This window comes from Streptomyces sp. NPDC025793, assembly GCF_055558375.1.
In genome coordinates this window covers 1-12,743 of record NZ_JBVHMR010000096.1, presented here as the reverse complement: position 1 = coordinate 12,743, position 12,743 = coordinate 1, and the positions used below count along the sequence as shown (strand labels likewise).

The window sequence follows — 12,743 nt, the reverse complement described above, 5'->3', positions numbered from 1 at the left end:
GATCGGCTACCTCGCGCCGGTCGCCTTCGAACAGAGATCAACTACGCCGGCCATCGCTGCATGACAACCGGTGTCCACGACCAAGGCGGAAGCCCAGTCGAAGTCACCCAGCCTGGGGCTACCGTCCGCGGACGGCGGCGCCATGGGAGACGAAACTCCGCGCGCGCTGAGGGAGACTGGCGGCCTCCAGAGCGGTGTATCTCCCGCTCGCCACGAGTTGGAACTTGACACCCTCCCGACCTTCGGGGTGCTCGTAGCCATCGGGGAGGAACCGCCGGTAGTGCTCGCTGGCGCGTTGGAAGAACTGCGGGCGCTCGGAACGGGAGAGACATCCCTTGAGATTGAGGAGGAAGAGGTAGTGACGGATCATACGAGTGAAGAGAAAGGGAGCCACGACGTCCAGGGCGTCGCGCGCCTCGAGCAAGTCGAAGCTCTCTTCGTACCGGGCGAAGACGTCGAAGTGGGTGCCGTCCGGTGAGCCTGCGGGGTGTTGAGTGTGCCGGCGGCGGATCTGGACGCAGTTCCATTTCAGGACGGCGACCCGGTCGGCGGCGAGCATGGCGCGGTGGACGAATGTGACCTCCTCGTGGAGGCCGTCGGGGAACGCGAGTTCCTGCCGGATCCACAGATCGCGGCGGATCAAGCGGTCCCATGAGTAGGCGGGAGCACCGAACAACTCGGGCTGGTCCATCGGGGCGAAGGGCTCATGTCCTTGCCGGGCGAGCAGGTCGGCGGCGGCACCGGGCCATGAGCGGCCGCGATGGAGGCGAGTGTGCCCGAAGAGAAGAACATCCGGCTCGTCTGCCGATTGCAGCCGATCGACCATCGCCTGAAGCGTTTCACCCCCGATGATGTGATCGCTGTCCAGGAACAGCAGGTAGTCACCGGCGGCGCGCTCCGCCCCCGCGTTGCGTATCCGGCCGATGCCGGCGACGCCCGTCAGCCGCACGACCGAGACCCGCCCATCCCGCCGAGCATAGTCATCCACCAAGTCCGCAGGGCATTCAGCAGACTGGTCCAGGACCGCGACGACCTCCACGTCCCGGAAGGACTGGTTCAGTATCGAATTCAGGCAGACCCCCAGCTGTCCCTGAAGGTCGTGCGCGGCGACTATGACACTGATCATCGGCGTGAACTCCACTCGAAACGCTGCGAGATGAACAGGGGGCGGACCCGCCACGGGGGGTAAACGGGCCCGCCCCTGTCTTGATGCCGCCCGCGTACCTCCCCGCGGAGAGCAGGCGGCGTGACCCCGACGGGGTCACTGTGTTCAGCGCGTCCCACGTCCTGCGTGTCACAGGTGGCGGCCCATCGTTACAAGATCGCCAAGCTTGTGCTCGATCTCCTGCTGCTGTAGTGGCGCGTGCTGCCATGGCCGGTTCCGGTCGGATGGTGCGTCGCTGTGCCGGGGTGACGTCGCGCGCTCTGGCCTGCTACAAGCACGGTGAACGCGCACGGCTGATCTACCGGCTCAAGCGGCATCTCGATCACAAGCGCGGCGGCAGACGCAGTTTCACCTGGACCGACTACCGCGACCTGCTCATCGCCGCACACCAGCAGCTCGGCGCCCCATCGTGCTGGTATGGGACAACCCCAACGTCCACAAGGACCGCCGACTACGGCACTTCATCGACACCCACGACGGGATCACCTGCTACTTCCTGCCGTCCTATGCACCGGACCTCAACCCCGTCGAGGGCATCTGGTCACTGCTGCGCCTCAGCAGTCAGGTCAACACCGACTTCACCGACCCTGACCACCTCATGAGCGCACTTCGGCACGGTCTCCGCCAGATCCAGTACCGCAGCAACCGCGGCGCCGGTGTTGTGGGTGTCCACGTCGACGCCGACCGTGCGGTGGCCGCGGGCGCGGAGGAGGCTGAATGCGGTGGTGAGGAGTTGGGCGCCGAGGCCGTGGCGGCGGTGGGCGGGGTGGACGCCGAACCAGGCGATCCAGGCGCGGTCGACGGGATCGCGGGCGATGAGGGCGCCGGCGGGGACGCTGTCGAGTTCGGCGAGGAGCCACAAGTCGGGGTTGTAGCCCTCGCGTCGGCGCTGGGCGTGGTGGAAGGCGTCGAAGTCCGGGTGGGGGTGCTCCGGGTCGTCGGTGAAGGCCTCGCTCAGCATGGAGTGGACGGAGCGGAGGTCGGTCTCGTTCCGGGCCGCACGCACCGCGGGCGCGGGGTGCACGGGGAGGCGGATGGCGTCCAGGTCGGCGGTGAGGCGGCTGCTGCTGTCCACGACGGTCCAGCCGCGGCTGAGGAGTTGGTCGTGGGGGAAGCAGCCAGGAGGCTGATACAGCGTCACCGGCGTGGCAGGGGTCGGCAGGTCGTGGGCGGCCCAGACGTCGAGGCGGTTTAGGAGCGTTTGCTCGCGCCGCTGGGCCGACAGGGTCCCGGTGCGGGTGTCGGCGCGCTGGTTCTTCAGCCAGATGCCGACGTTGTGCCCCCAGTACACGGCGTCCTGCGGTGCCAGGAGGTGCCCGTTCTCGGCGGCCCACTCGCGCGCTGCGGTGAGTCCTTCTTCCCAGGCGACGTCGCGGTGCGACCAGACCATGCCCAGCCTCTCCAGTTGCTCGACACGTCCGGCATCGAGGCGGTCGCGGGCGTGGAGCCGGCGGGCGTCGGCGATCCACTGCCCGAGCGGGAAGTCGACGAGCGAGGCCGGCCACACTTCCCGTACCTCCTCCTTGCCCTGGCCCTCGCCCTCAGCTTCCTGCTCCTGCTCTTGGCCGTCGGGGACGCGGTACGTGAACGGGACCTTCAGGTCGCCGTGTTCGCGGGTGTAGATGACGGAGGCCTCGATGCCGCGCCGCCAGTGTTCCTTTTCGGGGTTGAGGACGCGGAGGTTGATGAAGGCGGCCAGTGCGGCGCGGTCCCGCGGGGTGCTGAACTTCAGCAGCGCCCGCGCTGGCGCCGAAATGAGGACACGTTCCCCGCTCTCGCCCCCCTCGCCGTCTTGGGCTCCCTTGCGGCTCTGGACGCCCTTGGAACGGCTGCGCGCCTGCGGCACGGCCAAGTAAGTCCTCCACGATGCGGGTGTCGTGCGCCCTGAGGGCTTCCAGGAGCTTCGCCAGGCCGCCGTAGGCCTTGCTCGTGAGCATGTTGTCCGCACTCTCGCCGGGTCCGAGCAGGATCGGCACGACCAGGGACGCGACCTTGCCTTCCCCGGGCTGGATGCGCAGGGCGCGGCCGACGGCCCGGACGAGGTCGGGCATGGAGCCGCGGACGTCGGCGAAGTACACGCCGTCGCAGTTCTTGGTGTCGACGCCTTCGCCCAGGACCTTCGCTGATCCCAGGAAGCGCCTGGCCGCGTCCGCGCCGCCGCCGGCGAACTCGCCCAGCACGCGCCGCCGGTGAGCCGTAGGATGGTCACCGCACAGCCAGTCCGCCCAGATATTGCGCGGGTACAGTTCCGGGTCGTCCGCGTGCAGCCGCGCGGCGACGCCGGGAAGGCCGGCCGCGAACGACTCGGCCTCCTTCACGAGGTGGTGGAAGACCAGCGGCCGGCGGAAGTCCTCCTCAGCCGACGCCTTCACCAGCGCCGTCTGCAGAGCCGCGATCCGCGCCCCGCGCACCCGGTTGGAGCGGCTGTCCTGGCCCGGGAGCTGCGCGGCCTGAAGCTGGGTGTCGGTGATATCCACGCACACGGCCTGGTACGGCGCACAGATCCCCCCCGCTGATCGCCTCGGACAGCGTGAGGGTGTAGCACCTGCTGCCGAACGGCCCCTCCGGATCATCCTCCATCGACGCCACCAATAGCCCGGCACGCCTGGCTCCTGGTCGTCGTCCAGCTGTCACAGCCGCGGCGTGGCCGTCATGTACAGCCGGCGCAGGGCGGGGATCCGGGTGTTGTCGTGGACGACCGCCCACGGCTTGCCGATCCGCCCGACGTGCGGTGCGTCTCGTCCACGACGATCAGGTCCCCGCCGGGAAGGCCGGCGGCGTGTACGCGCTCCAGGGTGCCGAGTCCGAGCGAACTTGGTGCAGAGAAGGAAGAAGATCAGGCATGCCTAAACCGTGGAGGCCGACGTCGTCGGCTACACCGGGACGGCCGCGCGGCCGCGGGCACTCGCGGTCCGCCTCCCCGACGGACGGATCGCGCTCACCCAGTCCCTGAAGGCTCCACTCGCCGCCCAGGTCGCGGTGCACTTCACGGCCAGCGGTCCACCGCGAAGCGCACGCACCCGGGCGGGGGAGACCTACACCACCGCCGCTCCCGGACCGGTGGTTGAGGTCCTCGCCGGGACGACCCGGCACGCCGTGGTGACGGCGACCCGGCTGCGTGCCCCGTAGGCCGACCGTCCAGCGTCTCTCAGAATCGATGGGGCCAGAAGAACGAGTCAGGAGTACGCACGGCAGGTGGCCGTTCGTGGATGACGGTGCCGATGGCGTCTTCGGCGGCCTGCAGGGCCTGTTCGTGGGTGCCGCTGCCGAGATGATGAGCCGGGCAGCCTTCGCAGTCCCCAGTCCGGGCGTGCGCCGTCGGACTGCCGTTGAGGCCCCGTACGTGGGCGAAGGCGTGTTCGGGGAAGTCGGCCCGTACCGTGTGCCAGGTGCCGCGCTGCTCCTGCTTGGTGAGGCCGGCGGCCACTTCCGTACGCATCGGCGGGTACAGCTGGCCGTTGTGCTCGCGGAGCATGAAGACGCGATCGACGTAGTCGACCGTGTCCCCCTCCGGTTGGTGTTCATCCAGCCAGGCCAGGGCTTCGCTACGACTTCCCGGCCCCCACAGGTAGTCCGCGGGGAACTGTGTGGTCTCGAACCGAGTGTCGAACGCCGACCAGTGCGCGTCGTCGAGACGGCTCCCCGCGCGGAAAACACAGCGGATCAGGACGTAGACGTATCCCTCTGCACCACTGTCCTCGCGCAGAGCATCAGCCGGTGCCAGATGGAGGCTTCCTTCGTCGTTCCAGGCCATGACGTTGACATCGCGTTCCACCGGGGCCGGATAGAGACGCCCGCCTGGAGTGGGGTGTCCCCACAGTTGGTTGATGAATTCTGCCAGGTCGTGCAGCGTCCGTACTGTGTCCACGGGCGTCGTGCGGTGGTAACCGGTCGGATGTGCGACAGCATTGCGCAGCCTCGACATCGCATGCTCGATGCCGCGCGTGCGCTGACCGCGCAAAAGGCCGGCCGCCCGCGCCCATGCCCGCAGCCCGGCCAGCGTTCCGTTGAAGTCGATCAGTGTGCTGCCGACCCTCAACTGCCACCGCGGCCGGGGCTGCTGCCTTCGCCGACTCCTCCTGCCCAGCTTCTTTACCGCGGCGAACACGTCGTCGTACGAGCGCACGTCCGCAGTAACGGGAGGCTCGCCGCCGGCGGCGTCCTCGAAAGTGATCGCACCGGCGCACCACTGAACGAACCGCTCTCGCAGGGCCTGCTCCATCACGAGAAGGGCACGGTCGTCGATCACAGTGAAGACGTCGTACTCGAGCACTCCGTAGGGGAAGAGCCGCTGAAGCCGATCGAACTCCCGGCGGGTCGCCTCGCCCACGTCCGAAGCAAGCTCGCAGTTCGCGACCAGCAACTGCAGGTACCGGGCCGAGTCCTCGGCAGGCATCGCTTTGCCCAGCCCGTACGGGGTGAAGACGAGCGCTGTCCTGTCCGGAGTCTGCAGTTCCTCGAGCGACCGGATCTCTGGCACGGCCACGACCTCCTCTGTGGGCAACGCGCCAGAATGCACGATGAGTTCGCTCTACGCCACTCCGTTTTACCGAACACGGAAGCGCAGCACGCGGCCGGGGGCCGAAGTGCTGGGCGCACCAGCGAGGAGTTGTCGGCCCAGAAGGATGGCACGCTGCCCCCCTTCACCCCGTACCCTGCGCCCTGGGCGGGGGCCGCCCCCATTCCTCCGCCCGCTTGAGGTGCAACCCGCTGTGAAGCGCATGCCTGTCAACGGTTCCTGAATATTGACCCCCAGGGAGTCCGGGAAAATTGACCCCAGGGGGTTGATCAGTCGCGGCCCGCGCGGTTCTCCTTGGCGAGGAGTTCGCGTCGCTGGCGGGTGCGGTAGGAGTCGCCGGTGAGGGTGAGGACCTCGGCGTGGTGGACCAGGCGGTCGATCATCGCGGCGGCCACGACGTCGTCGGAGAAGGTCTCTCCCCAGCGCCCGAAGGGCAGGTTCGAGGTCACCATGACAGAGCCCTGCTCGTAACGGGACGCGATGAGCTGGAAGAATAGGTTCGCCGCGTCCTGATCGAACGGGATGTAGCCCACCTCATCGACAATGATCAACTTGTAGCGGCGGATCTTCTTCAACTCGGCTTCGAGCCGACCGGCGTGGTGGGCCTCGGCGAGGCGGGTGATCCAGTTGCTGGCGGTGTCGAACAGGACCGAGCAACCGGCGTGCGCGGCCTTGACGCCCAGCCCGATGGCCAGGTGCGTCTTGCCGATGCCGGGCGGGCCGAGCAGGATCACGTTTTCCGCCTTCGCGACGAACGTGCCGGTCGCCAGGTGGGCGAGGACGTCGCGCCGCAGCGACGGCAGGTGGTCAAGGTTGAAGTCCTCCAACGTCTTGACCTGCGGGAAGTGGGCGGTGCGGATCCGCATCACGGTGCCCTTGGACTCCCGGTCGGCGACCTGCCGCTGCAGCAGCGCGGCCAGGTACTCCTCGTGGGACCAGTTCTCGTCGCGGGCCTGGGCGGCCAGCTCCTCCCAGAACGCGCCGATGGTCGGGGTCTTCAGGACCCGCGTCAGGTAGGCGGTCATGGACGGCAGGCCGTCCTTCGTCGGTGCGGTGGTGGTCACTCACTGCTCGCTTTCGTCGTGCTCGCGGGGTCGAAGTCGACGCCGAACAGGGCGTCGTAGTCGGGCAGGGCCCGGAGGGCGACGGCATGGCCGTCGCTGGGCTGGCGGGTTGCCGCTTGGCGTCTTTGCCGGTCCAGGGCCAGGGCCTGGCGCATCCGGGCCGCGGTGGCCGCGTGGACGGGATCGGTGACCACGGCCTGCTTGGCCCAGGACCGCTGGTGGTGGGCGACGACCTGGCCGTCGCAGACGGCCGTGACCGTGTCCGGCATCGCGGTCACGTCGACGAACCGGCCGATGACCTGCGGGTCCACCGAGTAGTCGACGGTGTCGACGCGGACGTAGTAGTCCCGGCCGAGCCGGACCCGCTGGGTCAGCCCGATCGGCGGCGCGAAGGGCGGCAGCGCGATCATCGCCTGGCGGTCGGTCTCCAGCAGGTCGACCGGGCGTCCCTGGATCGAGCGGACGGAGCGGGCGTTGGCCCGCTCCAGCCACTCCGCGAGCTGCTGGTTGAAGTCGGCCGGCGAGGCGAACTGCCGTCCCGGCAAGAACGAGGTCTCCAGGAACTGGTTGTTCCGCTCGATCATGCCCTTGTATTCCGGGTCGCGTGGCGGCGCGAGCTTGATCTTCGTGGCCAGTGTTCCGGCGAACGCGGCGGCCGGCGCGGTCACCTTCCCGCTTCCGCCGATGGCCGCCTCGCGGTCCCAGACCAGCGTGTGCGTCACCCGGCCGATGCCGCTGATCAGCGACCACATGCCCGCCAGGATGTCGCAGCCCTGCCGCGTCGGGATCATCTCCGCGGTCAGGAACCGGGAGAAGCCGAGCGTCATGACCAGGACCGGCAGGACCCGCTGCTGGCCGGGAGCGACCTGGACCCTCGTCTCCGGAAACCACAGGTCGCACTGGGTGATCTGGCCGGGTTCGTAGGCCACCCGGTCCACCGGGTCGATGCCGACGTACTCCGGCCGGATCTCGGCCAGCTTCTTCGTCAGCGGCGACATCGAGTACGGCCACTTGATCCGCTCGGCGATCACCGGCGCGGGCATCCTCGGCCACTCGTTCAACAAGCCGCGGATCTGCGGCTCGAAGGCGTCCGCCACCCGTCCTCGCGGGGTCCGTTCGTACTTCGGCGGCCGGTCGGAGTTCAACGCGGCCCGCACCGTGTTCCGGGCCACCCCCAGCCGTCGTGAGATCTCTTTGATGGGCACGCCCTCTGCTCGATGCAGCCGACGTATCTCCGCCCAGTCCTCCACCTTCAGCACCCTCTTGTATTGAGCAGGCAATCCGGGAGCCACCTCGCGAATTCAACCGAGCTCCCGGAGGCTCAGGACTGAACTGCCGCGGTCGGCTCCGGGAAGGTGACGCCGGTCAGCTCTTCGGAGACGGTCCACAGGCGGCGGGCGGTGGCCGGGTCGCTGGCCGCCGCCGAGCGGCCGGCCAGGGCGGGGGTGCCGCGCATCTCGAACATGCCGTCGGGGCCGACGAAGCTCCCGCCGGGCAGGTCCTGGACGGCCGCGTAGAGGGGGTTGAGTGCGCCCGCCTGGCCGTCCTGGGCGATGAATTTGTTGCCGAGGCGGAAGAGGGGGCGCCGCAGGGTGCTGGCGTCGTTGCCCTGGAGGTTGGTGGCGGCCCAGCCGGGGTGGGCGGCCAGCGCGCGGGCGGGCGAGCCGGCTGCGGCGAGCCGTCGCTGGAGCTCCAGGGTGAACAGCAGCATCGCCAGCTTGGACTGGCTGTAGGCGGTCATCGGGTCGTACTCGCCGGTCAGGTCGAGGTTGTCGAAGTGGATGCGGGGGCTGCCCGGGGCCTTGTGCGCGGTGGACGACAGGGACACCACGCGGTCCGTGATGTGTGGCAGCAACAGGTTGCTCAGGGCGAAGTGCCCCAGGTAGTTGGTGCCGAACTGCGTCTCGAAGCCGTCCTTGGTGCGGCCCTCGGGGACGTTCATGACTCCGGCGTTGTTGACGAGCAGGTCCAGGCCGCCGTGCCAGCCGTCGGCGAACTCGCGCACGGAGGAGAGGTCGGCCAGGTCGAGCCGGCGGACCTCGACGCTGCCGTTCACGGCCTGGGCTGCGGCCTCGCCGCGCGTGGTGTCCCGTACGGCGAGGACAACGTGCGCGCCCGCGGCGGCCAGGGCCGTGGCGGTGGCGAGTCCGAGGCCGCTGTTGGCGCCGGTCACGACGGCGGTGCGGCCGGTCTGGTCGGGGATGTCGGTGGTGTTCCAGGGCTGGGTGTGCGTGTTCTTTGCCATGACCCCAATGTATGCACTGATCACAATGTAGGCAACATTAACAATGTGGGCGTCGCTCACACCCGGCTAGGCTGGGAGCATGACGAACCGCCCCTACCACCACGGAGACCTCCCCGCCGCGCTACTCGCACGGGCCGAGCGGACGTTGCGCGAGAAGGGATCGGGCGCACTGTCCCTGCGGGAGCTGGCCCGCGAGATCGGGGTGAGCCCCGCCGCACCCAGTCGGCACTTCAAGTCCAAGCAGGCACTGCTGGACGCCCTGGCACTGACCGGGTTCGAGCGGCTCGCCGAGGCCATCGAAGCCTCACAGGAAGGCGCTGGTGAGGCGTTCGCCGACCGGCTGGATGCTGCGGCCCGCGCCTACGTGGGCTTCGCCGTGGCCAACGACGCGCTGCTCGACCTGATGTTCTCGGTCAAGCACAGCCCGGAGGCGTCGGAGGCGGTGGGCGCGACCGCCCACCGGTGGTCCGAGCAACTCCTGGAGCTGATCGGCGACGGGCAACGCCGGGGCGAAGTGCGCGAGGGGCAGCTGGAACGTGTTGCGCTACCGGTCTTCGCGGCGCTGCACGGATACGCCGGCCTGACGGTGAGCGGCGTACTGCCTCCGGAGTTGGCCGAGCACGGCCTGGAAGACCTGATCGCGTCCATCCTGCGCGGCTGTGAGCCGCGATAGAGCCGCGCAGGATGATCAGAGGGGTCAGTTTTCAGGAACTGGCTGAGGGTCATTTTTCAGAGACTGGCGACAATGCCCCGGAGCGGGGTGACGTGGACCGGGCAAAGAGACTCCAGCGTGAACATATCCTTCCGCGCCGCCCTCGCCCCTGGAGGCGATCGGCAACCCGCGCCGCGATGCTGCCGACGCCCGCGAGCAAGAAGAGTCCAAGGTCCGCCAGGCGGAGTACCAGGCACAGGTACGACGGGCAGCCCAGGAGCAGGTGGCGAAGCAGGCGGCTGAGCGTGAGGCCCGCCGTCCCGTCTGCACCGGCTGCGGGACGAAGTTCACCGACGCCCGCTGGGAGGCGGTACAGCCGAAGGACTGGGGAGCCACGAAGGACTCCCATACGCAGCTGTGCGACGGCTGCAAGCAGAAGGCTGGCGCGGCCGCCGTCGCCCCGGCGGCCCGCACGCAGGAGCGCCAGGAGCCGGGCCGCGTGGAGGTGGGGCAGCAGCACGACCTCCGGCGGAACACCCGGCGCCCCGTCTGCACCCAGCGCGGCGCCGACTTCACCGACGAACGGTGGCAGGCGATCGAGCGCGTCGGCTGGAGTACGAGCCAGGAGCCCCGACCGACGCTGTGCGGGGACTGCGACCAGCGGCACGAGATCGGCTGGGAGGAAACCTGGCCGGGCGCGATCCGCCGGGAGCAGGAGCAGGAGCAGGCCGTGCCCGAGTAGAAGGCCGGCTGGCTCTCACGTCTGCGGCGCTGAGCCGGACACGCCGCCGGCGGGCGCGGGCTTGCCCAAGGTCGCCCTGGGCAAGCCCGCGCCGCGCGCGACATCGCCGGTGCCGCCCCCGGTCGGTGTCCCGGTCCACCGTCATCCGGGACGGTTCAGTCGCAGGTCAGAGGGGTGCTCGTCCCGGGATTCCGTCAGTTGCGGGTTGGGCGTTGCTGCCGTTGCCGCGGGGCGGCCAGGATCGCCACCGGCACTTTCGCAGCGTTACCTTTCACAAGAAGCGAGCGGCAGAATGTTCAAGGCAGTCAAAATCCTTGCCCCCATCGCGCTTTCCGCAGGAACCCTCCTGGCCGGCGGCACAGCCGCGCACGCCGCGACCGGCGGCGACAACTGCGGCACCAACGCGGACTGGGGCTACTACAACTGCATGTACATCGGCAACGGCATCATCCGCGGCTGGGCACATCAGACCGACAGTTCCCGTCTCCCGTCGGGGCCCGTTCACGAAGAGGTCACGGGCCCGAACGGTCATATCTGCAATTCGAAGACGTTCAGCCTCACCAGCACGAACCAGGTCATCGACTGTCAGATAAGCGGGAGCCCGGCCAAGGGCGACTACTGCTCGATCGTCTGGGTCTACAACACCGAAGGGGGCCTCGGCCAGCCGACGTACTACAACGGGGGCGAGAACTGCCTCACCATCAGCTGATCCAGGGCTTCGACGCCTAGAGTATGGCCGCGCGCCCCGTATGCCCGACGCATACGGGGCGCTTCCGCCGTGGTCGCCTCAGGAACAGAACAGCAGCTCCGGGCTGGTGGGGGCACCGGGTCGCAGCCAGTTGCTGACATCTACCGCGAGCACGATCCGCCCGTCGGCGGCACGCGGCAGCGGCGTGGAGGCCAGCAGCCTGCGCAGGCGGCGCGGCTCCAGCCAGCGGTGATTGACCGCGTCGTACATCGCCCCGTGCCCACGACGGTGCTCGGCCGTGAGCGTCAACTCGACCAGCGACGTCACCAGGCCGTCCGCGCACAGCACTGCATCGGTGAGCTCGAAGAGCGCATCCGCCCGGGTGCAGAGGTAGTCGTAGAATGCGACCCGAAAGTGGGACAGGACGCCCAACAACACCGCGAGTTCGTCGCGCGCCGTCGGGTGGACGAGCTGCGGGAGGAGGCCGACCGCATCCAGGCTGAACTGGCCGTGGCCGAACGGGACTGGAAGGAATGGGCCATCGCTCGCTCGCGGGTGGGCGAGGTGCTTGCCCCGGCAGACAAGGCCGAGCCGCCAACCGGATCCAACCGCAGGCCCTGGGGCGGCAGTTGGTGGCGAACAGGACTGGCATGCACCCCGGAGCAGGCGACAGCGCGTCGTGGCCCTGTGGCCCTGCGAGCGATTTGATACGCCGTCAGAGGGTCAGGATTCGAGCGACGCCGAGACATCGCGGTGAGTGCGGGCACCGCCCGGCACGACCTCAGTCGGACAGAGTGACCGGGGACCACATGCCAAGCCACTGCTCGGCGCCCCATGCCTCGAACCGCTCTACCTCGGTGAACCCCAGCTTGGCCGCGAGGCGCATCGAGCCGACGTTGGCGGTCTGGGTGGTAAGCACCACCGGCTCGCCGGAAAGCGCGCTGGCGAGCCAGCCAAGTGCCGCCGCGCACGCCTCGGCGGCATACCCGAAACCCCACGCCCGTGGCAGGAACAGGTAGCCGAGATCGGCCTTCCCCGCGGCAGCCGGGCGACGGTGCCCGGTTGCTCTCCTGAGCAGGATCTGGCCGATCATCGCCCCGTCGAGTTCAACGACGAAGCTCCCGGGCCACCGCTCGGGCACCTCAGGCGTCTCGCGCTCAAGCTCGTCACGCGGGCGGGGACCGCCGAGGTAGGTGTGCACCTCTGGCGAGGCGAGCAGTTCGATGAAAGCCGCACGGTCCCGGGCCTCGGGCTCCCGGAGAACGAGCCTCTCAGTCTTGATCGGGGCAGGTGGCCAGGCGACGGTTCCAAGAACAGACATGCCGGCCACCCAATCAGCAAGCTCGGTGGCGATCAAGACTCGCGGACCGCGCAATCCACCTGCCAGAGCCCGTCCTTCTTCCCTCACGTCCCCTCCAACGAGCCGAGCATGAGGCAGGTGGTGGCGTGGCCCAGTGAGCGTTAGATCGGTCCGTATACGGCAGCGGGGGCACCGGTCATGAGCGCCCAGTACCGGTCCCCGTATGACCAGTGCCACCACTCGCTCGGATAGTTGACAAAGCCCTCCTTGCTCAGAGGTCGTTCTCTTTCCGAACCTCGTGTGTGGTTTCTGCTGGTCAGGCATGAGAGCCCAGTTGTCGCGGGAGTCTCGGTCCGTTGCTGACCGAG

The 12,743-nt window shown here is 68.9% G+C and carries 12 protein-coding genes and 4 pseudogenes; 6 read left to right on the top strand and 10 right to left on the bottom strand.

The annotated features are described in order from the left end of the window. Positions 1 to 118 precede the first annotated feature (118 nt). Positions 119 to 1,126: a glycosyltransferase family 2 protein gene (locus ACZ4MF_RS47885; RefSeq protein ID WP_467500617.1), complete on the bottom strand. Its 1,008-nt coding sequence runs from the start codon at positions 1,124 to 1,126 to the stop codon at positions 119 to 121. A 257-nt stretch (positions 1,127 to 1,383) separates the two neighbouring features. Here ACZ4MF_RS47885 and ACZ4MF_RS47880 point away from each other — a divergent pair. Continuing rightward, a pseudogene (locus tag ACZ4MF_RS47880) lies at positions 1,384 to 1,808 on the top strand (transposase); the annotation flags it as partial. Here the strand turns inward: ACZ4MF_RS47880 and ACZ4MF_RS47875 are convergent. Together ACZ4MF_RS47875 and ACZ4MF_RS47870 are read right to left on the bottom strand one after the other, a co-directional pair. After that, entirely contained in the window at positions 1,707 to 3,011 is a 1,305-nt protein-coding gene (locus tag ACZ4MF_RS47875; protein WP_467500621.1) for a GNAT family N-acetyltransferase, read from the bottom strand. The pseudogene ACZ4MF_RS47880 and the gene ACZ4MF_RS47875 overlap by 102 nt on opposite strands. A 223-nt stretch (positions 3,012 to 3,234) precedes the next feature. Next, positions 3,235 to 3,738 (bottom strand): annotated as a pseudogene (locus tag ACZ4MF_RS47870) (hypothetical protein); the annotation flags it as partial. A gap of 280 nt (positions 3,739 to 4,018) precedes the next feature. Between ACZ4MF_RS47870 and ACZ4MF_RS47865 the strand changes: the two are divergent. Beyond that, positions 4,019 to 4,294, top strand: a complete 276-nt coding sequence (locus ACZ4MF_RS47865) for a hypothetical protein (protein WP_467500615.1) — start codon at positions 4,019 to 4,021, stop codon at positions 4,292 to 4,294. A gap of 19 nt (positions 4,295 to 4,313) precedes the next feature. On the opposite strand, the gene ACZ4MF_RS47860 is transcribed toward ACZ4MF_RS47865, so the two are convergent. The 4 genes from ACZ4MF_RS47860 to ACZ4MF_RS47845 form a co-directional block, all read right to left on the bottom strand. Then, entirely contained in the window at positions 4,314 to 5,651 is a 1,338-nt protein-coding gene (locus ACZ4MF_RS47860; RefSeq protein WP_467500613.1) for a hypothetical protein, read from the bottom strand. A 302-nt stretch (positions 5,652 to 5,953) separates the two neighbouring features. Next, positions 5,954 to 6,748, bottom strand: a complete 795-nt coding sequence (gene istB, locus ACZ4MF_RS47855; RefSeq protein ID WP_467500611.1) for an IS21-like element helper ATPase IstB — start codon at positions 6,746 to 6,748, stop codon at positions 5,954 to 5,956. Continuing rightward, complete coding sequence (istA, locus tag ACZ4MF_RS47850) at positions 6,745 to 8,007, bottom strand: IS21 family transposase (RefSeq protein ID WP_467500620.1); 1,263 nt, start codon at positions 8,005 to 8,007, stop codon at positions 6,745 to 6,747. The genes istB and istA overlap by 4 nt, the downstream gene beginning before the upstream one ends. 62 nt (positions 8,008 to 8,069) lie before the next feature. Beyond that, a complete protein-coding gene (locus ACZ4MF_RS47845) occupies positions 8,070 to 8,993 on the bottom strand; it encodes an oxidoreductase (protein WP_467500609.1) in 924 nt (307 codons plus the stop codon). A 79-nt stretch (positions 8,994 to 9,072) separates the two neighbouring features. Between ACZ4MF_RS47845 and ACZ4MF_RS47840 the strand changes: the two genes are divergently transcribed. From ACZ4MF_RS47840 to ACZ4MF_RS47830, 3 genes are all read left to right on the top strand, one after another. Continuing rightward, complete coding sequence (locus ACZ4MF_RS47840; RefSeq protein ID WP_467500607.1) at positions 9,073 to 9,666, top strand: TetR/AcrR family transcriptional regulator; 594 nt, start codon at positions 9,073 to 9,075, stop codon at positions 9,664 to 9,666. A gap of 262 nt (positions 9,667 to 9,928) precedes the next feature. Further along, positions 9,929 to 10,387 (top strand): hypothetical protein, encoded by a 459-nt coding sequence (locus ACZ4MF_RS47835; protein WP_467500605.1) that lies wholly within the window; start codon positions 9,929 to 9,931, stop codon positions 10,385 to 10,387. A gap of 292 nt (positions 10,388 to 10,679) precedes the next feature. Next, positions 10,680 to 11,096 (top strand): hypothetical protein, encoded by a 417-nt coding sequence (locus ACZ4MF_RS47830; RefSeq protein ID WP_467500603.1) that lies wholly within the window; start codon positions 10,680 to 10,682, stop codon positions 11,094 to 11,096. Positions 11,097 to 11,180: 84 nt separating this feature from the next. On the opposite strand, the pseudogene ACZ4MF_RS47825 reads toward ACZ4MF_RS47830, so the two are convergent. Continuing rightward, a pseudogene (locus ACZ4MF_RS47825) lies at positions 11,181 to 11,507 on the bottom strand (transposase); the annotation flags it as partial. Between ACZ4MF_RS47825 and ACZ4MF_RS47820 the strand changes: the two are divergent. After that, a complete protein-coding gene (locus tag ACZ4MF_RS47820; RefSeq protein WP_467500623.1) occupies positions 11,490 to 11,783 on the top strand; it encodes a hypothetical protein in 294 nt (97 codons plus the stop codon). The pseudogene ACZ4MF_RS47825 and the gene ACZ4MF_RS47820 overlap by 18 nt on opposite strands. 73 nt (positions 11,784 to 11,856) lie before the next feature. Here the strand turns inward: ACZ4MF_RS47820 and ACZ4MF_RS47815 are convergent, their stop codons facing one another. After that, the gene (locus tag ACZ4MF_RS47815; protein ID WP_467500618.1) at positions 11,857 to 12,396 is read right to left on the bottom strand and encodes a GNAT family N-acetyltransferase; all 540 of its coding nucleotides are present in this window, start codon (positions 12,394 to 12,396) and stop codon (positions 11,857 to 11,859) included. Between the two features lie 140 nt (positions 12,397 to 12,536). Beyond that, a pseudogene (locus ACZ4MF_RS47810) lies at positions 12,537 to 12,641 on the bottom strand (M15 family metallopeptidase); the annotation flags it as partial. Between the last annotated feature and the right edge of the window lie 102 nt (positions 12,642 to 12,743).

Excerpts from the sequence above, each read along its gene's own strand:
- ACZ4MF_RS47885 (WP_467500617.1), bottom strand. The coding sequence starts at position 1,126 with ATGATCAGTGTCATAGTCGCCGCGCACGACCTTCAGGGACAGCTGGGG.
- ACZ4MF_RS47845 (WP_467500609.1), bottom strand. The coding sequence starts at position 8,993 with ATGGCAAAGAACACGCACACCCAGCCCTGGAACACCACCGACATCCCC.
- ACZ4MF_RS47840 (WP_467500607.1), top strand. The coding sequence starts at position 9,073 with ATGACGAACCGCCCCTACCACCACGGAGACCTCCCCGCCGCGCTACTC.
- ACZ4MF_RS47830 (WP_467500603.1), top strand. The coding sequence starts at position 10,680 with ATGTTCAAGGCAGTCAAAATCCTTGCCCCCATCGCGCTTTCCGCAGGA.
- ACZ4MF_RS47815 (WP_467500618.1), bottom strand. The coding sequence starts at position 12,396 with ATGTCTGTTCTTGGAACCGTCGCCTGGCCACCTGCCCCGATCAAGACT.